This is a genomic window from Xenophilus sp. (genome assembly GCF_044462705.1).
In the GTDB taxonomy this organism is placed as follows: Bacteria; Pseudomonadota; Gammaproteobacteria; order Burkholderiales; family Burkholderiaceae_C; genus Xenophilus; species Xenophilus azovorans.
Genome location: NZ_JBIQNC010000021.1, coordinates 18,473 through 38,172, shown reverse-complemented (window position 1 = coordinate 38,172; position 19,700 = coordinate 18,473). Strand labels below are relative to the sequence as shown.

Sequence of the window (19,700 nt, the reverse complement as noted above, 5' to 3'; positions counted from 1 at the left end):
GGTCGGCGTAGCCCAGGTCGTCGGCAACGATGAAGATGAGGTTCGGGCGCTTCATGGCTGGTACCCGGAGGTCTTGACGACGGGCGCCCACTGCGCGCGATAGGCCTTGAGCATGGCCTCGGTCTGGGCGCGCGTGCTGACCACCGGCATCATCTTGGCGTCGGTGAACTTGCGCTGCGTCTCGGGCTCGCGCATGACGGCCTCGATCTCCCTGGCGAGGCGGTCGACCTTGTCCGCGGGCATCGAGGCCGGCGCGAAGAAGGCGTTCCAGCCGAGGGCCGCGAGGTCGAGCCCGGCCTCCTTGAAGGTCGGCACGTCGGGCGCGAAGGCCGAGCGCTTGGTGCCCGACATCGCGAGGATGCGCGCCTTGCCCGCCTCGTGCTGCGGCAGCAGCACGTCGAAGGTGTCGACCGCGATGGGCAACTGGCCGCCGATCAGGTCGGTCATCACCGCGGCCGAGCCGCGGTAGCCGACCACCTCGGTGGGCACCTGCGCCTTCTGGCCCAGCATCAGCGCGAAGAAGTGCGGCAGGCTGCCGGTGGCGGGCACGCCGACGTTGGCCTTGGTGGGGTTGGCGCGCATCCAGGCCAGCAGGTGGGGCAGCTCCTTCACCGGCACGGCGCCGGAGACCACGACGCCGAACTCGTAGTCGTTGACGTGCGAGACGGCGTGGAAGTCGCGCTCCGGGTCATAGCCGCTGTCCTTGAAGACCAGCGGCGCCACCACCATCACGGCGGGGTTGGCGACCATCAGCACGTTCTGGCCCGCGGGCGTGGCCTTGACCTGCTGCGCCGCCAGCCGCCCGCCGGCGCCCGGCTTGTTCTCCACCACCACCGGTACGCCCAGCTTCTGCGCCAGGCGGTCGCCGACGAGGCGCGCCACCCGGTCGGTGGCGCCGCCCGGCGCGTAGCCGACCACGATGCGCAGCGGGCCGTCCAGCGGCTGGGCGGGGGCGGCGGCGGCGAGCAGGGCCGCGCCGATCAGGGTGACGAGTCGGGAAAGGGCTTTCATGCGTGGCGTCCTGTTCAATCGTTGGCCTGGAAGTTGACGGCCTTCATGATCGCGCTCCAGCGCGCCGTGTCCTCGCGCATGGTCTTCAGCAGCGCTTGCGCGTCGTCGGCGGCGGGGTACATGCCGTTGGCCAGCAGCTGCTGGCGCACCTCGCGCGTGTTCACGGCACGCATGAGTTCGGCGCGCAGCTTCTCGACCACGTCCTTCGGCGTCTTCAGCGGCGCGTAGTAGGCGAACCAGGCGGTGGCCACCACGTCCTTGTAGCCGGCCTCGACGAGGCAGGGCAGGTCGGGCATGAGCGGCGAGCGCTTCTCGCCGCTGGTGGCCAGCACCTTCACGCGGCCGCCGGGGCGCATCTGCAGCGCGCCGCCGACGGTGTCGAAGTAGACCGGCACCTGGCCGCCCATCACGTCCTGCCGCGCCGGGGTGGAGCCGCGGTAGGGCACGTGCACCATCTTCAGCCCGGCCGCGCGGTTGAGCATCTCGCCCAGGAAGTGCGAGGGCGTGCCGGCGCCGTAGGAGCCGAAGCTCAGCGCATCGCCCTGCGCCTTGGCCCAGGCGATGAACTCGGCCAGGTTGTTCGCGGGCACCGACTGGTGCACCACCAGCGCCAGCTCGAAGCGGGCGGCGTTGATGAGGGGCTGGAAGTCCCGGATCGGGTCGTAGCTGAGGTTGCGGTAGGCGCTGGGGAACATGGTCATCATGCTGGCCGTGCCCAGCAGCAGCGTGTGGCCGTCGGGCGCGGCGTTCTTCACCGCCTCCACCGCGATGCGCCCGGCGGCGCCGGAGCGGTTGTCGATGACGACCGGGCCGAGCGAATCGCGCACCTGCTGGGCGATGGCGCGGGTCAGCACGTCCTGGGTGCCGCCGGCGGGCACGCCGATCAGCACCTTGACCGGCTGGCCGGGCGTGAAGGCATGGGCCGGGGCGAAGGGGGCGGTGCAGGCCAGGCCTGCGAGGGCGGCCAGCGCGTCGCGGCGGCGCAGGGCGAGAGCGTTCATGGGTGTCTCCAGCGTAGGGGCGTTCGTCCGGGCGGTCCCGGGAGCATCCGGCATTCTGGAAGTCCCACAATCGATTGTTCTAATCAACTGTCTTCCGTGTTAACCCCATGTCCACACCTGCGCCGCCGCCACTGGACGGGCTGCTGCTCTACCGCATCAGCCGGCTGCTGTCGGTGGCCGGCAGCATGGTCATCCGATTGTGCGAAGGCCGCTTCGGCATCACGCGGCGCGAGTGGCGGCTGATCGCCACGCTCGCCAACCGGGGGGCGCTGAGCTCGTCGCAGCTTGCGGAGCAGGCGCGCCTGGACCGGGCGCGCACCTCCAAGGCGATCGGCTCGCTGGTGGCCAAGCGGCTGGTCTCGCGCACCCAGCCGGGCTGCGACCGGCGGCAGGTGCTGCTCGACCTCACGGCCGAGGGGCGCGCGCTGCACGGCGAGCTGTTCCCGCTGGTCTCGCAGATCAACGCGCAACTGCTGGCGGTGCTCGACGGCGAGGCGGCGCGCGGCCTGGACGCGTCGCTGGCGGCGCTGCAGGCGCGCGCCGAGGCGATGGTCGCGCAGGCCGAGCTGCCCAAGGCGGACCGGGCGCGGCGCACCCGCGCGTAGCCGGCCTTCGCGTCAGGCTGCGGCAGCGGTGGCTGGCGGCGCCGTGCCGGCGTCCTTCTCGCCCTCGATGCGCAGGCGCGGCAGGTGCTGCGGGTGTTCGCGCTGCATGTAGTCGATCAGCCCCTCGCGCACGCGGCAGCGCAGGTCCCAGGCCTGGCCCGAGCTGGCGGCGGTGCACAGCACGCGGATCTGCATGGTGCGCTCGGTGGCGTCGGTCACCACCAGGTTGAAGAAGCGGCCGTCCCACTCGGGCGCCGCCTTCACCACGCGCTCCAGCGCGGCGCGCAGCGGCGCCAGCGGCATGCCGTAGTCGACGTGGAAGTACACCGAGCCCAGCAGCTGCGCGCTGTTGCGCGTCCAGTTCTGGAAGGTGTTCTCGATGAAGTAGTTCAGCGGGATGATCAGCCGCCGCTCGTCCCAGATGCGCAGCACGACATAGGTGCCGGTGATCTCCTCCACGCGGCCCCACTCGCCGTCGACGATCAGCACGTCGTCGATGCGGATGGGCTGCGTCAGCGCGATCTGCAGCCCGGCGATGAGGTTGCTGAACACCGGCTTGGCCGCCAGGCCGCCGACGATGCCGATCACGCCGGCCGAGGCCAGCAGGCTGGCACCCACCTGCCGCGCGCCGGGGAAGGTCATCAGCATCATCGCCGCGCCGATGATGCCCACGATGACCATCGTGGTGCGCGCGATCACGCGGGTCTGCGTGTGGATGCGGCGGGCGTTCATGTTGTCGGCCACGTCCACCGGATGGGCGGCGATCAGCCCGTCGGCGAAGCCGCGGATCACGCTCACCACCAGCCAGGTGGCGCAGGCGATGAGCGCCAGGCCGTTGAGGTGCCGCACGCGGCCGATGAAGTGCAGGTCGTCCGGCGCGGCCTGCCACACCGCCTGCAACGCCAGCAGCGGCAGCACGAAGGCGGCGGCGGCCCGGGCCGTGCGCACGGCCGACTGCAGCGCCGGCATGGGCCGGGTGACGCGCACCAGCACCGCCTGCGCGATGCGGTGGGCGATGCCGGCGGCGACGATGGCGATCAGGGCGGCGACCCAGGTGTGGAACCAGGGGTGGTCGAGCAGGGTGTTCAGGGTCATCGGATGGAAGTCCTCCAGGGCATCGGCCGCATGGCGCGGCGGTGGGAAGGCCGCCGCCGGCGCTCGGCGGCCGGGGCGGTGCGGGGAATCAGGCGGCCGCGCCGGGGCGGGCCGGGGGCGAGGGCGAATCGGGCAGCCCGCTGGCCGTGTGCTGCAGGATGCGGGCCGCGTCGTCGCGCAACTGGCCGGCCAGGCCGACGGCCAGGTCCAGCCGGCGCAGCAGCCAGGGGGTGATGTCGTTGTCGAAGGGATCGAGCAGCGGCACCGGGCCGGCCGCCAGCGAGGCCGGCGCTGTGTCGTCCTGCAGGGCCTGGCCGGTCTGTTGCGCGGCGCTGCCGATGGCCGCCTCGATGTGCGTGGCGGCGCGCGCCAGCGGGCCCTCGATGGCCTCGCGCTGCAGGCGGTCCTGGCGCAGCAGCAGCATCGACTTGACCGCCGACAGTTGCGCCAGCAACTGGTAGCAGTGGGCCTGCAGGCGCTGCAGGTATTCCAGCGGCGGCTGCACGGCGCGCGGCTCCGACAGCGCGCGCTGCGTGGCCTGCACCAGCGCCGAGAGCGCGTCGAAGGCCTCGCGCCGGGCCAGCCGCCAGTCCAGCTCGGGCCGGCTGTCGACCGCGTGCTGCTGGCCCAGCGCCAGCGCCAGCCGTGCGTGGCGCGACTGCGCCGCCAGCGTGCGCCGCACCAGGGCCGGCAGCTGGGTGCGCTCCCACGAGGGCAGCACGTAGCAGAAGGCCCAGGCCAGGCCGGCGCCGATCAGCGTGTCGCCGATGCGCTCGAACAGGGCGAAGGTGGGGCTGGCGCCGGCGAACAGCATGTGCGCCTGCACCAGCCCGAGCACCGTGGCGCCGACGGCGGTGACGGTGTAGTTGCGCACCGCCATGCCGTGCGCGATGGCCTGCGCGAAGCTCATCACCAGCAGCAGTTCGCCGGCGCCGGGGTGCGAGGCCAGCAGCGCGACCGCGAGCACGCAGCCGGCCAGCGTGCCGGCCACGCGCTGGTTGCGCCGCTCCAGCGTCTGCGCCAGGCTGCCGCGCAGCACCACCACGATGGTCAGCAGGATCCAGTAGTCGTGCGAGCCCCAGGGCATCGCCAGCGCGACGAGGTAGCCCGCGCCCAGCGCCAGCGCCGCGCGGATGGCATGGCGCAGCGGCGGCGCGTCCCAGCGCCACAGCGCCAGGAAGGGCGCCAGCGACCAGTCGGTGGGGCTGACGAACAGCCGCCAGTGGGCGCGCACGATGGCCAGGTCGGGCGCGGCGTCGCCGCGCGCCAGGGCCGCCAGGCGCACCGTCTCGTCGTTCAGGTGGCCCAGGCGGTTGGCCAGGCCGCGCGCCAGCATGGCGGGGGAGGGGCCGGCGGTGGGCGCGGCGGCCTCGTGCGTCTCCTCGGCGTGGCCGGCGCGGATGGCGCCGAGCTGGGCGCGGCGGTCGGGGATGGGCGCCGGCGTGCGGAAGGCCAGCATCGCGTCGGCCAGGTCCTCCACGTCCTGCGCCATGGCCTCGAACAGCTCGCGCAGGGCGGCCAGCACCGGCGCCTGGCGCGGGTGGCTGCGCAGCGTCTCCAGGTCCAGTTCGCTGGCCAGCAGGTGGTCGCGCATCTCCAGCACCGTCAGCAGCATGCCGGCCAGGCGCTGGCGGCGCGGCGTGCGCAGCGACTCGAAGACCAGGTCGCGCGTGGCCTGCTGCTGGTCGGCCAGCGCGGCCTGCTGCCGCAGCAACAGGCCCAGCAGGGGGCGGGCCACCTCGCGCACGTCGCTGGACTCGTCGCGCGCGGTGAACTGCCGCGCCTCGGTGCGCATCAGCGCCGCCAGCGCCAGCAGCAGCTCGGCCATCGCCTGCACCCGGTAGCGCGCGTTGAGAGCCAGGTTCATCAGCGTGGCGTAGACCACGTACAGCGCCGCGCCCAGCGCCGCGTGCCAGCTGCGCTGCAGCGCCTCGTGCCAGTCGGCCGGGGCGGGCGTCGCCATGGAGAACACCATCGCCAGCATCACCGCGATGGCGATGCCGATGCCGCGCTTGCCCCAGGCCATCGCCAGGAAGGCGAGGAAGGTGGCCGGCACCAGCAGCAGGCCCAGCCGCCACGGCGCGTGGTGCAGCAACTGCACCGCGAAGAACAGGGGCACGCCCAGCAGCGGTGCCGGCAGCAGCTGGCGCAGCTTGCCGCGGCGTGGCCAGGGGCGGTCGGGCGGGCTGGCGATGATGACGCCGGTGGCGGCCGAGGCCGCGGCGGCCGCGCCCAGCCACAGGTGCACGCCGCCGGAGATCAGGAACAGGCCGAGCGCCACCGACAGCCCGCAGGCCAGGTCGGTGCCCAGCAGCAGGCGCAGCGCCGCGCGCGTGCGCTGCGAGGCGGTGCGGCGGGCGCCCTCGATCACTCGGCGCCGGGCTCCTGCGTGTCGCCGGCGGGGCGGGGCGCGCGGATCAGGCGGCGCGCGGGGCGCTGCGGCTCGGCGGGGGCGGCCGGCGCTTCTGCCTCGGCGGCGGACGCCTCCTCGTGCAGCCCGACGGTGGAGCGGGCGTAGACGTCCGCGCCGCCGCCCTGGCGGGACGGATCGACCGCGCGCATGCGCTCGGTGGCGGCCAGCTTGTCGTCGACGCCGGCGAACTTGCTGTACTTGCCCAGCAGCGGCACGAGCTGGCCGTAGATGCGCGGGTTGCCGGCCAGGCACTCGCGCTGCTCGAGGAAGTCCGCCTCGCCCGCGAAGTTGCCGATCAGGCCGCCTGCTTCCGTCACCAGCAACGAGCCGGCCGCCACGTCCCAGATGTTCAGGCCGGTCTCGAAGAAGGCGTCGGCGTGGCCGGCGGCCACGTAGGCCAGGTCCAGCGCGGCGGCGCCGGGGCGGCGCAGCCCGGCGGCGCGCGGCATCAGGTCGGCCATGATGGCCAGGTACTGCTTGAAGTTGTCGCCGGTGCGGAAGGGGAAGCCGGTGGAGATCAGCGACTCCGAGAGCCGCGTGCGCTTGCTCACCCGGATGCGCCGGTCGTTGACGAAGGCGCCGCGCCCGCGCGAGGCGGTGAACAGGTCGTTGCGCGTCGGGTCGTAGACCACCGCCTGCTCGATGCGCCCGCGCACCGCGAGCGCGATCGACACGCAGTAGAACGGGAAGCCGTGGATGAAGTTGGTGGTGCCGTCCAGCGGGTCGATGATCCAGACGTGGTCGGCGTTCTTCGCGCCGTGCTCGCGGCCGGATTCCTCGGCCAGGATGCCGTGGCCGGGGTAGGCGGACAGCAGCGTCTCGATGACCGCCGCCTCGCTGGCGTGGTCCACCTCGGTCACGAAGTCGTTCACCTGCTTCTGCGAGACGCGCACGGCCTCGACGTCGAGCGCGGCGCGGTTGATGAGCGCGCCGGCGGCGCGTGCGGCCTTGATGGCCACGTTGAGCATGGGGTGCAGGTTGGACGACATGGGTTGTGCGAGGAACGAAGCAGCCGCGGACAGCCGGGCCAGGCGCGCACGGCGATGCGTGCGAAACCTCGGGATTCTACCGACGCCGCGGCTCCATGCCATATAGAATGAGAACAATTCCCATTTGCTACAAACTCCGTGCAGGCTCTCTACGAGGCGCACCACGGTTGGCTGGAGAACTGGCTGCGCCGGCACATCGGCTGCGCGCACCAGGCCGCCGACCTGTCGCATGACACCTTCGAGCAACTGCTGCGCGCCGAGCGCGGCGGCCGCCAGGTGCCGCTGCGCGAGCCGCGGGCCTACCTGACGGTGGTGGCGCGCCGGGTGCTGTACGAGTTCTGGCGCCGGCGCGATCTGGAGCGGGCCTGGCTGGAGGCCCTGGCCGCGCAGCCGGAGGAGGTGGCGCCTTCCGCCGAGGACCGCGTCGCGGTGCTGCAGGCGCTGCAGCGGCTGGACGCCGTGCTCGGCCGCCTGCCGCTGCGCACGCGTCAGGTGTTCATGCTGAACCAGCTCGAGGACCTGGGCTACCGCGAGATCGGCGAGCGCCTGGGCATGCCCGTCATCAGCGTGCGCCGGGCCATGGCGCGCGCCATCGCCGCCTGCTGCGCGGCGGCCGGGGCGTGAGGGTCATGGGTCGCCGCGCCGCTGCCGCCCCGAGCCTGCGCGACGTCGCCATCGACTGGATGGTGACGCTGCACTCGGGCGAGGCCGGCGCCGCCGACCGGGAGCGCCACCGGGCCTGGCTGCAGGCCGACGCGCGCCACCGGCAGGCCTGGGCCGAGGTCGAGCAGGGCGTGCGCCGCGCGGTCGCGCCCGTCAAGGCGGATGCCGCCGCGCGCCGGGCCGCACTGGCGCTGCCGGGCCGGCGCCGTGCGCTCGGCGGGGTGCTGGCGCTGGCCGGCGTCGGCACCGCCGCGGGCTGGCTGGCATACCGCCACGGGCCGGCCGGCGCCTGGCTGGCCGATCTGCGCACCGGCATCGGAGAGCGCCGCGAATTCGCGCTGGAGGACGGCAGCCGCCTGCTACTCAATGCCGGCTCGGCGGTGGACGTGCGCTTCGGCGCGGCGGAGCGGCTGGTCGTCCTGCGCGCCGGCGCGCTGGTGGCCACGGCCGAGCCCGATGCCGCGCGGCCCTTCGTCGTGCGCACGGCCGAAGGCGAGGTGCGCGCCGATGCGGCGCGCCTCCTGGTGCGGCAGGAAGAGGCGTGGACCCTGGCCGGGGCCCTGGCGCGCCCGGCGCAGGTGCGCACGCGCGCCGGCCGGGAGCGGCGGCTGCAGGAGGGCGAGGCGGTGCGTTTCGACGCGGCCGCCGTCGCCGACGTGCCCGGCCCGGCCGCGGGCCTGGCCGCCTGGGGCCGCGGCATGCTGGTGGCCGACGACCTGCCGCTGGGCGAGGTGGTGGCGCAGCTGCGGCCCTACCGCGCGGGCTTCATCCGCGTCTCGCGGCGCGCCGCCTCGCTGCGGGTGCTGGGCGCGTTCGCGCTCGAGGAACCGGAGCGCGTGCTCGATTCGCTGGCCCAGACGCTGCCGATCCGGCTGGCGCGCTACGGCGGCTGGCTCACCGCGATCAGCACGCGGGGCGAGACATGAGGCGGCGCGGCGCGAGGGGCGGTACGGACGGGCGCTGCGGCGCCTTGCGGCCTGCGGCGCGAGCCGCCGTCCGCCGCGCGGGTGATCACTTTCGGGTGCGTCGTTGCACAGATGGCTTGAGAGCCATCCGACCAACGACCCCGAAGAGTGACCACACCATGCCACTGCATTTCCGATCCCGCCGCCGGCTGCGCACCGCGCTGCTGGCCTGCGCCTGCCTGCTGGCCTGCGCCCAGGCGCCGGCCCAGCTGGCGGCCGCTTCGCATCGCTTCGACCTTCCGGCCGGGCCGCTGGGCGCCACGCTGCTGCGCATCGCCGAGCAGAGCGGCCAGTCCATCTCCGTCGCGCCCGAACTGGTGCGCGGCCTGAGCGCGCCGGCCGTGCAGGGCACGCTGACCGCCGAACAGGCGCTGGAGGCCGCCCTGCAGGGCAGCGCCCTGAGCCTGGTGCGCACCGCCAACGGCACGCTGAGCGTGCAGGCGCGGCCGGCCGCCGCGGCGCCTGCCGGCCCCGCCGCGGCCGACGACCCGACGCTGGCCGCGGTGACCGTGACGGCCACCTCGGTGAGCGGTGCGCCGCCGGTCTATGCGGGCGGGCAGGTGGCCAAGGCGGCGCGCCTGGGCCTGCTGGGCAACGTGGACGTCATGGACGCGCCCTTCAGCGTCACCGCCTACACCGCCAAGACCATCGAGGACCAGCAAGCGCGCACCGTGTTCGACGTGCTGGCGGCCGAACCCTCCATCCGGCAGGCCAGCTCGTCGAGCTACGTGCTGGAGTTCTACCAGGCGCGCAGCTTCACGCTCTACGGCTACGACATCTCCCTGTCCGGCATGTACGGGGTGCTGCCCTACAGCCGCGTGCCGGTGGAGATCGCCGAGCGCGTGGAGGTCCTGCGCGGGCCCAGCGGCATGCTCTACGGCCAGGCGCCCAGCGGTGCGGTGGGCGGCGGCATCAACATCGTGCCCAAGCGCGCCGAGGACGAGCCCCTCACGCGCCTGACCACCAGCTACGCCTCGGATTCGCAGGCCGGGCTGGCGGTGGACATCGGCAGGCGCTTCGGCGAGCGCAAGCAATGGGGCGTGCGCGTCAACGGCGCCAGCAGCAGCGGCGGCACGGCCATCGACGGCCAGTCGATCCGACGCCAGTTGGGCGCGGTGGCCGTCGATTACCGCGGCGATCGCGTGCGCTTCTCGCTGGACGCCTACGACATGCACTACCGCGTCAACGGCGGCATGAACGGCGGCGTCACGCACACCACCGCCTGGGTGACCACCCCGCCCGATCCCGGCACCAACCTGTTCCCCGGCACCTACCACGACGCCCGCGACACCGGCGGCGCCGTGCGCGGGGAAGTGGACATCCTCGACAACCTCACGGCCTACGCCGCCATCGGCCAGCGGCACCACGTGAACACCGGCTACACCTCCTCGGCGGCGCGCAACGTCGATCCGTGGGGCAATTTCAGCGGGAACCTCTACCCGAGCAGCAGCTACCACGACACGCGCGCCCTGGAGGCCGGGCTGCGCGGCACGCTGCACACCGGCCCGGTGAAGCACGAATGGAACATCGGCGGCACGAGCCTGTCGCTGGACTACGGCATTTCCAACTCGCGCCCGACGCCGTTCTACAGATCGAACCTCTACGCGCCCGCGCAGATGCAGCTCACCGGTTCGGACTTCCCCACGGTTCCCAGCACGTCGACCGAACTGAGCAGCATCGCCGTGGCCGATACCCTGAGCTTCGCCGGCGATCGCCTGCGCCTGACGCTGGGCGCGCGCGAACAGCGCGTGTCGGTCAGGGGCTTCTCGCCGCTGTCGAACAACGTCAACAGCCCGCTGAACCTGCTGGTCCGCGAGAGCAGCCACTACGCCGCCAAGGCGACCACGCCGATGGTGGGCGTGGTGTTCAAGCCGGTACCGAACGTCTCGGTGTACGCGAACTACATCGAGGGCCTGACCAGCGGCCAGCAGGTGTCCGACGTCAACGCCACCAACTACGGCGAGGTCTTCCCGCCCGTGAAGACCAGGCAGGCCGAGGTCGGCGTGAAGTGGGACCTGGGCACTTGGACCAACACCTTCGCCGTCTACGAGCTGAAGAAGCCCAGCTTCATCAACGTCTACACCGGCAGCCGCTACGCCGTGGACGGCTCGGGCGAGCAGCGCAACCGCGGCTTCGAGTGGAGCGTGTTCGGCGAGGTCGCCAGGGGCGTGCGCGTGCTGGGCGGCGCGGCCTTCACCGACGGCAAGCTCACCCGCACCGCCAACGGCGTGAACGAGGGCAACGTTCCATTCGCATCGCCCAAGTGGAAGTTCAACCTCGGCGGCGAATGGGACGTGCCCGGCGTGCCGGGCCTGACGCTGACCGCGCTGGCCATCCACAACAGCTGGTCCTGGGGCAACGCCGCCAACACGCAGCGCTTGCCGGCCTGGACGCGCTACGACCTCGGCGTGCGGTATGCGACGGAGGTGTCGGGCAAGCCGGTGACCTTCCGCGCCACCGTGCAGAACGCGACGAACAAGGCCTACTGGGATGCCGGCTTCCGCGACGGCCTGCTTCAGGTCAGCACGCCGCGCACCTTCCTGCTGTCGGCCTCGGTCGATTTCTGAGGGCGCCTGCGCACATGAGCCGTCCTGCAGCAGTCCGCCCCTTCGCGCCGATGCCGAGCCATCGCCGGCAATGGCTGCGCGGCCTGTCCGCATCCGGCGCGGCCCTGTTCGCGGGGCAGGCTGCCGCGCAGAACGCCGCGCCGCACGACCCCGCGGCGCCGGTACCGCTGCCCGGCACGCAGGCCTTCGACATGCGCTCGCGCGGCGGCCGGGACTACCGCGTCTTCGTGGCCGAGCCGCTCGCCGCGGCGCCGGCGGGCGGCCGGCCGGTGCTGCTCTTCACCGACGGCAACGCCTACTTCGGGGCGGCCGCCTCGCTGGTCCGTCTGCCGTCCATGCCCGGCGCCGCGGGCGCAGTGCCGCTGGTGGTCGGCATCGGCTACCCGGGCGACGCACCGCTGCACCTCGAACGCCGCACCTTCGACCTCGTGCCCGTGCCCACCGCGCTGGGTGCCGAGGAGGGCGTGCGCCTGGGCGCCCGCCCCGGCGGGGCCGACGCCTTCCTCGCCTTCCTGCTGGAGGAACTGGTGCCGGCGCTGGCGGCACACCATGCGGTCGACGCGCGGCGCGTGTCGCTGGCCGGCCATTCGCTGGGCGGGCTGTTCGCGCTGCACGCGCTGCTCGAGCGCCCGGCAGCCTTCCATTCGATCGCGGCGATCAGCCCGTCCATCTGGGTGAACGAGCCCGCGCTCCTCGCCGGCGCCGAGGCGCTGGCAGCCGCGCCGCGCCTGCCCGCGCGGGTGCTGCTGGCCGTCGCCCGCGACGAGGTGCCCGGCCATCCCGAGCGCTCGCGGCGCATGCTGTCCACGGCGCGCGCCATGCACGGGCGCCTGCGGCCGCTGCACGCGCGGGGCCTGCAGGCCCGCCTGCTCGAACTGGACGACGAGAACCACATGAGCACCTTCATCTGCACCCTGCCGGCCATCCTGCGCCAGGCCGGGGCCAACGCTTGACTTCAAAGGAGAAACGCATGACCAGGACCCTGACCCTTCTGGCCGCCGCCCTCGGCTTCGCCGCCGCCTCGGCCAGCGCCCACCAGATCTGGCTCGAACAGCCCGCCAAGGGCGGTGCCGTGATCCGCTTCGGCGAGTTCGGCGACAACCTGCGCGAGGCCTCGCCGGGCCTGCTCGACAAGTTCGGCAAGCCCGCTGCCACGCTGGTGTCGGCCAAGGGCGAGGAGAAGAGCGCCGACGGCAGCAAGACCGCCAGCGGCTTCGCGCTGCCCTTCGCCGCGCGCCAGGGCGAGTCCATCGTGGCCGAGGACGCGAGCTACCCGCTGCGCAAGTTCAAGCAGGGCGACAAGGAGGTGACGAGCTGGTACCACCCCGGCGCGCGCCTGATCACCGGCTTCGCCGCGCAGCAGCCGAAGCTGGCGCTGGACCTGGTGCCGGCCGGCCAGCCGGGTGAGTTCAAGCTGTTCTTCAAGGGCCAGCCGCTGCCCAAGGCCAAGGTCGCGCTGGTCACGCAGTCGGGCTGGGCCAAGGAAGGCCACACCGACGAGCAGGGGCTGGTGAAGTTCGACATGCCCTGGAAGGGCCAGTACGTGGCCGAGGTGAGCCACATCGACCGCACGCCGGGCGAGCGGGGCGGCGAGAAGTACGACGGCGTGAGCTACGTGACCACGCTGACCTACGTGAAGGCGGGCGGCGTGGCGCCGATCCCCGCCGGCCCGGCGGCGGCGCCGAACAAGTGAGCGCGGTGCTCGCCAAGGCCCTGGGCGCGGGGCCGCTCGTCTCGCGCATCGTCGCCGCGGTGCTGGGCGGCTACGCGCTGGCGGCGCTGACCAGCGTGGCCGCGGTGGCGCTGCCGATCGACCGCGCGCAGGCCGTGCTGACGGGCATGCTGGCCAGCTTCGTCGTGTACGCGGGCGCGGTGATCTGGGTGTTCGCCGTGCGCAGCGCGCGCCGCGCCTGGGCCGGGCTGCTGGCGGCGGCGGTGCCGCTGGGGCTGGCGGCCTGGTCCGTCTGAAATGGAGGATCCCCCTCGTGAGCCGCCGCCCCAACGACACGAAGCCGGCCAAGGCCAGGACCGCGCCGCAGCCGCGCGGCATCCGCCAGACCATGTCCGACCTGCACATCTGGGCCGGGCTGCTGGTGGGATGGATCCTCTACGCCATGTTCCTCACCGGCACGGTGAGCTACTTCAAGGACGAGATCTCGCAGTGGATGCGGCCCGAGCTGGCGCACCAGGCCGAGGTGCCCGATCCGGCGCTGGTGGCGGCGCGCATCGCCGGCGAGCTGCAGACGGTGGCCGCGGGCAGCCCGCAGTGGAGCATCGGCCTGCCCGACGCACGCAACAACACCGCCAGCGCCTTCTGGCGCAAGCCCGGCGTGGAAGGGCGGCGCGCCTTCCAGAGCGCCACCTTCGACCCCGCCACCGGCCACAAGGTGGCGGCGCGCGACACCGGCGGCGGCGAGTTCTTCTACCGCTTCCACTTCCAGTTCCACTACATGCCGGTGCTGTGGGCGCGCTGGCTGGCGGGCTTCTGCGCGATGTTCATGCTGGTGGCCATCGTCAGCGGGGTGATCACGCACAAGAAGATCTTCATCGACTTCTTCACCTTCCGCTGGGGCAAGGGCCAGCGAAGCTGGCTGGACGCGCACAACGCGCTGTCGGTCTTCGGGCTGCCCTTCCACGCCATGATCACCTACACCGGCCTGGTGACGCTGATGTCGCTGTACATGCCGTGGGGCGAGCAGGCGGCCTTCAAGACGCCGGCCGAGCGCCAGCAACTGCGCGCCGAGACCAGCGCCTTCGTCCAGCCCGGCAAGCCCAGCGGGCAGGCCGCGGCGCTGGCGCCGATCGAGGACATGGTGCGCCAGGCCCAGGCGCGCTGGGGCCGCGACAACATCAACCGCGTGACCATCACCCACCCCGGCGACGCCAGTGCGCGCGTGAGCATCACCCGCGGCGACGAGGGCCGCGCCTCGGTCAGCCCGCAGTTCCTGCTCTTCGAGGGCCCCACCGGGCGGCTGCTGCAGGCCAAGGACAGCGTCGGCCCCGCCGCCGAGACGCGCGGCGTGATGTACGCGCTGCACCTGGGCCGCTTCGGCGACACGGTGACGCGCTGGCTGTACTTCCTCGTCAGCCTGGCCGGCACGGCGATGGTGGGCACGGGGCTGGTGCTGTGGACCGTCAAGCGCAGGGCGAAGCTGCCCGATCCCGAGCGGCCGTACTTCGGCTTCCGGCTGGTGGAGCGGCTGAACATCGCCGCCATCGCCGGCCTGTCGATCGCCATGGCCGGCATGCTGTGGGCCAACCGGCTGCTGCCGCTGGGGCTGGCGCAGCGCGCCGAGTGGGAGGTGCACGCCTTCTTCATCGTGTGGGGCGCGACGCTGGCCTGGGCGCTGCTGCGGCCGGCCCGGCGGGCCTGGATCGAACTGCTGTGGACGGGCGCGGCGGCGCTGGCGCTGCTGCCGGTGCTCAATGCCCTGACCACCGACCGGGGCCTGCTCGCCAGCCTGCGCGCCGGCGACTGGATCTTCGCCGGGCTGGAACTCACGCTGCTGGCGCTGGCCGCGCTGCACGTGGCGCTGGCGATCCGCACGGCGCGCCACAAGCCCAAGCTGCGCCCGCAGCGCCAGGCCGCGGCCGCGCGCCGCCCGGCAGCACCGCCGCCGCCGGACGAGCCGGTGGGCGAGCCGGCGCTGCAGGAGGCCGCCCGATGAGCCACGCCGCCGTCTTCGCCGTCTCGCTGCTGGCCTTCGCGCTGCTGGCGCTGGCGATGGACCGCCACCAGCAGGACCTGTTCGGCCGCGAACTCGAACCCCGCCGCTCGCGCGCGCTGCGCATCGGCGGCTGGGCGGCGCTGCTGGCCTCGCTGGCCATCGCCGTCGACGCGCAGGGCTGGTCGCTGGGCCTGGTGGCCTGGTGCGGCCACATCAGCCTGAGCGCCGGGGTGGTCATCCTCGCGCTCGTCGCCTGGGAGCGCCGCAAGGCGCGCTGAGGCGGCGGCGAGGGCGGGCGGCGCGGCCACAATGGCGGCCCGTTTCCCGTCTCTGCCCCGCCTCCGATGCGCACCCGCTTCATCCTCATCCAGACCAGCCATGCCGGCAACGTCGGCGCCGCCGCGCGCGCCATGCGCACCATGGGCTTCGACGACTTGGTGCTGGTGGCGCCGCGCTGGCCCAACGTGCTGCGGCGCGAGGAGACGATCCAGCGCGCCAGCGGGGCGCTCGACGTGCTGGAGAAGGCCCGCATCGTCGACACGCTGGACGAGGCGCTGGACGGCCTGACGCACCTGGCCGCCACCGCGATGGTGCCGCGCGACTTCGGCCCGCCCACGCGGGCGCCGCGCGAGCACTTCGCCTCGCTGGTGGCCGAGGGCACGCCGCAGCACGTGGGCCTGCTGTTCGGCTCCGAGCGCTTCGGCATGCGCAACGAGGACGTCTATCGCTGCCACGTCGCGCTCTCGATCCCCACCGCGCCGGACTTCGGCTCGCTCAACCTGGGCGCGGCGATCCAGGTGATCGCCTACGAGTGGCGCTGCGCGCTGGGCGGCTTCGCCGTGCGCGACGCGACGCCCGTGCCGCCGGCCGCCGATGCCGCGGCCGTGGCGGGCATGCTGGACCACTGGGAGCACGCGCTGGTGGACATCGGCTTCCTCGACCCGGCCGCGCCCAAGAAGCTGATGCCGCGCCTGACGCAGCTCTTCAACCGCGCGCAGCCCACGCCGGAGGAGATCCACATCCTGCGCGGTATCGCCAAGGCGATGGCCGACACGCGGCGGCGCTGACGCCTGGGCTCAATCCAGCCGGAAGCGCCCGCTGTAGCGGAAGACGTCGCCCCACCACGGGTGGCGGATGCGCATCTGCATGGTGAAGGCGCCGTCGTCGCCCGGCACGGGGCGCTCCTCCACGTAGGCGCGGCCGAGCAGCAGGTGCAGCAGCAGCGGCAGCGGCACACGCGGACCGCGGCCGAGCCGCCACACGTAGCCGGCGTCGCGGAACACCAGCGCGCCATCCTCCGCGCTCACGCGCAGCCGCAGGCCCAGGCCGAAGCGCACGTACTCGACGACCTCGTGGCGCGCGTGCGGCGCGGCTTCCATGAAGGAGCGGAAATGAAAGACCGGCCGGCCCGCGAAGTGGAAGCAGCGGTCCCAGGACAGCCGCGCGCTGTCGGGGTGGCAGCGGTAGTGCACCTCGATCGGCACGTCGCGCCCCTGATAGGGCACCAGCGCGCCGAACAGGCGGCCCGCGGGCAGCAGCAGCCAGGCCCAGCGGCCGCGCCAGACCTCGTCCATGCGGCCCCGCACCGTCACGCTGTCGCCGGAGAAGGCGCGCAGGCTGTAGTGGCGGCGCACCACCTCGCCCAGGCGCTGCCAGGCGACCTCGCCCAGCACGGTGCGGAAGACGGGTGCTTGCGTCATCGCTGTCCGTCCTCCAGCGCCAATTGCTCCGCGCGGGCCTTGTAGAAGTCCAGGATCCCCTCGGTGAAGTTGCCGATCAGCAGGCGCGCGGCGGCGTTCGCGTACCAGTTGAAGTGCGTGCTGGTGCGCCAGTGCACGTCGATACGCAGCTCGGTGCCGCCGTCCCGGGGCGTCAGCGTGAAGCGGGTCTCGTTCAGGTCGAAGTAGTGGCCGCCGACCTGCACGTGGTCGTCCAGCGCGCCGGGCGGCACCGAGCCGGGCCCGAAGCGGTAGCGCCAGGCCAGTTCGCGCCCCGGCTGCCACGTCGTGACGAGGCCGTCGAAGCGCACGCCGCGGTCCCACTGCATGCGGCGGATGCGGCCCGCGGGCGTGTCGGGGCCGAGGGCGACGGTCTCGGTGATGCTCTCCAGCGGGCGCGGCACCCCGATGCGGTAGGCCCACACGCCGGCCAGCTCCTCCTCGCGGATGCCGCGCACGTCGTTGAGCGCTTCCCACACGCTGTCGGGCGGCGCGGCGATGAAGGTGGCGTGGCTGGCCTGCGAGCGCGCCACGGGGTTGGGCAGGTCCGGCTCCACCATGCCCAGCGCCAGGGGCAGCACCGCGAAGCCGTGGAGCGCGTGGCGCGGCCAGCGGGTGAGCCGGCACAGCAGCCCCATCAGCAGGCCGCCCACGCTGCCCAGCAGCATGAACAGGGGAAAGATGACGATGGCGCAGATCCAGCCCTCGACCAGGATCGTCAGTGCGCCGGCCACCATCAGCGCCGTGGAGAGCCAGGGCGCGAACAGGTAGTAGCGCCAGCCGCGGCGCGCGCGGCGCTCGGCCACGTAGACCGTCACCGCGCCGCACAGCGCCGGCGCCAGGTAGATGAAGGCCGCCAGCATGGCCGAGTAGCGGCCGCCGGGGCTGCCGCTGAACACCAGCCGCAGGCCCAGCCCGACGGCGGCGCCCATCAGGTACGGGTACCAGCCGGAGAAGGCCAGGGTGCGGGACTGCGCAGGCTGCGGCAGGTCGGTCGTGTCGTTCATGTCTTGTCGTGTGCTCGCACGGCCGTGACCATGCCATAGTCGAAATCGCGCCAGAACAGGCCCAGCGCCAGCGCGCAGTAGCTGGCGACGATGTGCCTGCGGCGCCAGGGCGTGAGGCGCCCGCGCGCCCTCCATAGCGCGGCGATGGCGAAGCGCGTGGCGAGCCAGGGCACGTGCAGCGCGCTCGGCGCGATGCGCCAGCGCAGCGAACGGAAGCGCACCTGCTCGAAGCCCTCGGCGCGCAGCGCGGCGAGGAAGTCGTCCCTGCGCGCCAGGGTGGGCACCGCCCAACTGTCGGCCCAGAGGCGGTGCAGCCGGCCGGCGATGCGCCCGGGCCGCCCGCGCAGCAGGAAGCCGTCGACCACGACCAGCCGCGCGCCGGGCTTGAGCAGCCGCGCCGCCTCGCGGCAGAAGGCGCGCTTGTCGTCGCCGGGCGCGTAGCAGGCGCTTTCCAGCGCCCAGGCGCCGTCGGCCTGGGCCGCGGGCAGGCCGGTGCGGGTGAAGTCGGCCGCCAGGTGCACCGCCCGACCGGCCACGCCGGCCGGCGCGTCGAGCGCGCGGGCGATGTCGTTCTGCACCGGCACGTTGGTCACCGTCACCGCATGCAGCAGCGGCCAGCGGCGCAGCAGCGTGCGTGCCGCCGCGCCGGCGCCGCAGCCCAGGTCCACCACGCAGGCGGGCGTGCCGGCGGGCAGGGCCAGGGCCTCGCCCACCGCGTGGTTCATCGCCTCCAGCATGGTCTCGCGCCGCAGCGGATTCAGCCCCGCGCGCCAGAAGCCGAAGTGCATGTTGTAGCCCGGGCTCCAGGCGCGGTAGTCGTGCGCGGTCTCGGTGAAGTAGGCCTGCGTGTCCTGCGCTGTCGGGGCGCGGTGCGCCGCCGCGGGCGCGCCGGAGGGCGTGCAGGTGGGAGCGTGTGTCATCGGCAGTCCTTTCTCTGGGGGCGCTTACAGGGCCGGCTTGTTCACCATCAGCCAGTACACGGCCAGCATGGCGGCGAAGGCGGGGTAGCCCAGCCCTTCCCACCAGCGCGCCAGGCGCAGGTAGCCGGCGGGCAGTGCCGCGTCGTGCGCGGCCGCCTGCTGCGCCATGCGGGCCATGCGCAGTTGCAGCCACAGCACCGGCAGCCAGCAGGCTCCGGCCAGCAGGTACAGCGCGATCGACCAGGCCAGCCACGGCGTCGTCAGCGGCCAGCCCGCCATGTGGGCCAGCGCGATGCCGGTGGCGGGCTGGGCGACCACGGCCGGCGTGGTGAACCACAGGTCGGCCCGCACCACCAGCCGTGCGACGACGGCCTGCGCCCGCACGTCGCCGCTGCGGTTGGCGAAAAACAGGTAGAAGGCCGAGCCGAAGCCCGTGCCCACCAGGACCACGCTGGAGACGATGTGGGCGGTCTTCAGGAGCAGGTAGGTGTTCACGCGGTTCTCCCTCGGTGGTCGTGGACGTTCATCAGCAGCCACAGGGCGGCGGCGATGGGCAGGTTCTTGAGCAGCGGGCCGAGCGGATGCAGCCACAGCGCCGGCTGCAGCACGGTGGCGACGGCGGTCATCAGCACCATCAGCGCCAGGGCGGCCGCATAGCTGACGCGGCCCGGCCGCCGCCACAGCGCAAGGCCCACGGCCGTGTCGGCGGCGACGCCGGCCCAGATCAGCGCGGACTGCCAGCGTGGGTCGGCGATGCCCGCGTCGTGCAGCAGTTGCGCGCCCTGGCCATGTGCTTCGAGGGCGCTCGCCAGCGCCGTGCCCAGCCAGACGGCGACCAGGCTCAGGTGCAGGGCGCGAATGGGGTTCATGCGGCGTGGGCAGCCAGCGGCCTGGCCAGCGTGGCGAGCAGGGTGGAAGGCGGCGTGGCCGGCCGGCTGAGCAGTTGCGCGAGCCGGCCCGGTGCGGCGATGTTGTCGGTGGCCAGCAGCGCCAGCGTCTCGCTGCACCAGGGCGAGACGGGCACCTGGTCGCCCAGCCAGGCGCTGGCGCGGGTGGCCCAGCCGGGCAGGGGCAGCAC

Annotated in this window: 20 protein-coding genes and 1 pseudogene; 10 read left to right on the top strand and 11 right to left on the bottom strand. The window is 73.5% G+C overall.

The window, feature by feature from the left end; all coding sequences use genetic code 11:
• Positions 1-51: 51 nt before the first annotated feature.
• Together ACIY1X_RS06105 and ACIY1X_RS06100 are read right to left on the bottom strand one after the other, a co-directional pair.
• Complete coding sequence (locus tag ACIY1X_RS06105; RefSeq protein ID WP_399678935.1) at positions 52-1,011, bottom strand: Bug family tripartite tricarboxylate transporter substrate binding protein; 960 nt, start codon at positions 1,009-1,011, stop codon at positions 52-54.
• A gap of 14 nt (positions 1,012-1,025) precedes the next feature.
• On the bottom strand, positions 1,026-2,012 hold the full coding sequence (locus tag ACIY1X_RS06100; RefSeq protein ID WP_399678934.1) for a Bug family tripartite tricarboxylate transporter substrate binding protein: 987 nt from the start codon (positions 2,010-2,012) through the stop codon (positions 1,026-1,028).
• A gap of 107 nt (positions 2,013-2,119) precedes the next feature.
• Between ACIY1X_RS06100 and ACIY1X_RS06095 the strand changes: the two genes are divergently transcribed.
• Positions 2,120-2,617 (top strand): MarR family winged helix-turn-helix transcriptional regulator, encoded by a 498-nt coding sequence (locus ACIY1X_RS06095; RefSeq protein ID WP_038206236.1) that lies wholly within the window; start codon positions 2,120-2,122, stop codon positions 2,615-2,617.
• A 12-nt stretch (positions 2,618-2,629) separates the two neighbouring features.
• Here ACIY1X_RS06095 and ACIY1X_RS06090 read toward each other — a convergent pair whose 3' ends face one another.
• The 3 genes from ACIY1X_RS06090 to ACIY1X_RS06080 form a co-directional block, all read right to left on the bottom strand.
• On the bottom strand, positions 2,630-3,712 hold the full coding sequence (locus ACIY1X_RS06090) for a mechanosensitive ion channel family protein (protein WP_399678931.1): 1,083 nt from the start codon (positions 3,710-3,712) through the stop codon (positions 2,630-2,632).
• 88 nt (positions 3,713-3,800) lie between these two features.
• Positions 3,801-6,083 carry an FUSC family membrane protein gene (locus ACIY1X_RS06085; RefSeq protein WP_399678930.1) on the bottom strand — a complete coding sequence of 761 codons (2,283 nt, stop codon included), beginning with the start codon at positions 6,081-6,083 and terminating at the stop codon, positions 3,801-3,803.
• Positions 6,080-7,114, bottom strand: a complete 1,035-nt coding sequence (locus ACIY1X_RS06080; RefSeq protein ID WP_399678928.1) for an inositol monophosphatase family protein — start codon at positions 7,112-7,114, stop codon at positions 6,080-6,082. Before ACIY1X_RS06080 ends, ACIY1X_RS06085 begins: the two co-directional genes overlap by 4 nt.
• A gap of 138 nt (positions 7,115-7,252) precedes the next feature.
• On the opposite strand from ACIY1X_RS06080, the gene ACIY1X_RS06075 reads away from it, so the two are divergent.
• The 9 genes from ACIY1X_RS06075 to ACIY1X_RS06035 all read left to right on the top strand — a co-directional run bounded on the left by ACIY1X_RS06075 (position 7,253) and on the right by ACIY1X_RS06035 (position 16,044).
• A complete protein-coding gene (locus ACIY1X_RS06075; protein ID WP_038206222.1) occupies positions 7,253-7,738 on the top strand; it encodes a sigma-70 family RNA polymerase sigma factor in 486 nt (161 codons plus the stop codon).
• A gap of 5 nt (positions 7,739-7,743) precedes the next feature.
• On the top strand, positions 7,744-8,703 hold the full coding sequence (locus ACIY1X_RS06070; RefSeq protein WP_399678925.1) for a FecR domain-containing protein: 960 nt from the start codon (positions 7,744-7,746) through the stop codon (positions 8,701-8,703).
• 158 nt (positions 8,704-8,861) lie between these two features.
• Positions 8,862-11,309: a TonB-dependent siderophore receptor gene (locus tag ACIY1X_RS06065; protein WP_399678923.1), complete on the top strand. Its 2,448-nt coding sequence runs from the start codon at positions 8,862-8,864 to the stop codon at positions 11,307-11,309.
• A gap of 50 nt (positions 11,310-11,359) precedes the next feature.
• Positions 11,360-12,262 (top strand): alpha/beta hydrolase, encoded by a 903-nt coding sequence (locus ACIY1X_RS06060; RefSeq protein ID WP_399678922.1) that lies wholly within the window; start codon positions 11,360-11,362, stop codon positions 12,260-12,262.
• A gap of 17 nt (positions 12,263-12,279) precedes the next feature.
• On the top strand, positions 12,280-13,002 hold the full coding sequence (locus ACIY1X_RS06055; protein ID WP_399678919.1) for a DUF4198 domain-containing protein: 723 nt from the start codon (positions 12,280-12,282) through the stop codon (positions 13,000-13,002).
• Between the two features lie 5 nt (positions 13,003-13,007).
• Entirely contained in the window at positions 13,008-13,277 is a 270-nt protein-coding gene (locus ACIY1X_RS06050) for a DUF3649 domain-containing protein (RefSeq protein ID WP_399678917.1), read from the top strand.
• 92 nt (positions 13,278-13,369) lie between these two features.
• A complete protein-coding gene (locus ACIY1X_RS06045; RefSeq protein WP_399678937.1) occupies positions 13,370-14,977 on the top strand; it encodes a PepSY-associated TM helix domain-containing protein in 1,608 nt (535 codons plus the stop codon).
• Positions 14,974-15,255, top strand: coding sequence for a DUF3325 domain-containing protein (locus ACIY1X_RS06040; protein WP_399678915.1), 282 nt, complete (start codon positions 14,974-14,976; stop codon positions 15,253-15,255). The genes ACIY1X_RS06045 and ACIY1X_RS06040 overlap by 4 nt, the downstream gene beginning before the upstream one ends.
• A gap of 66 nt (positions 15,256-15,321) precedes the next feature.
• Positions 15,322-16,044, top strand: coding sequence for an RNA methyltransferase (locus tag ACIY1X_RS06035; protein WP_399678913.1), 723 nt, complete (start codon positions 15,322-15,324; stop codon positions 16,042-16,044).
• Positions 16,045-16,053: 9 nt separating this feature from the next.
• Here the strand turns inward: ACIY1X_RS06035 and ACIY1X_RS06030 are convergent, their stop codons facing one another.
• The 6 genes and pseudogenes from ACIY1X_RS06030 to ACIY1X_RS06005 form a co-directional block, all read right to left on the bottom strand.
• Entirely contained in the window at positions 16,054-16,677 is a 624-nt protein-coding gene (locus ACIY1X_RS06030) for a DUF4166 domain-containing protein (protein ID WP_399678910.1), read from the bottom strand.
• Entirely contained in the window at positions 16,674-17,702 is a 1,029-nt protein-coding gene (locus tag ACIY1X_RS06025; RefSeq protein ID WP_399678907.1) for an SRPBCC domain-containing protein, read from the bottom strand. The genes ACIY1X_RS06030 and ACIY1X_RS06025 overlap by 4 nt, the downstream gene beginning before the upstream one ends.
• Positions 17,699-18,622, bottom strand: a complete 924-nt coding sequence (locus tag ACIY1X_RS06020; RefSeq protein WP_399678904.1) for a class I SAM-dependent methyltransferase — start codon at positions 18,620-18,622, stop codon at positions 17,699-17,701. Before ACIY1X_RS06020 ends, ACIY1X_RS06025 begins: the two co-directional genes overlap by 4 nt.
• A 24-nt stretch (positions 18,623-18,646) precedes the next feature.
• Positions 18,647-19,117 (bottom strand): DUF2269 family protein, encoded by a 471-nt coding sequence (locus ACIY1X_RS06015; RefSeq protein WP_399678903.1) that lies wholly within the window; start codon positions 19,115-19,117, stop codon positions 18,647-18,649.
• Positions 19,114-19,491, bottom strand: a complete 378-nt coding sequence (locus tag ACIY1X_RS06010) for a DoxX-like family protein (RefSeq protein WP_399678901.1) — start codon at positions 19,489-19,491, stop codon at positions 19,114-19,116. The genes ACIY1X_RS06015 and ACIY1X_RS06010 overlap by 4 nt, the downstream gene beginning before the upstream one ends.
• Positions 19,488-19,700: pseudogene (locus tag ACIY1X_RS06005) on the bottom strand (epimerase); the annotation flags it as partial. The pseudogene ACIY1X_RS06005 and the gene ACIY1X_RS06010, both read right to left, overlap by 4 nt.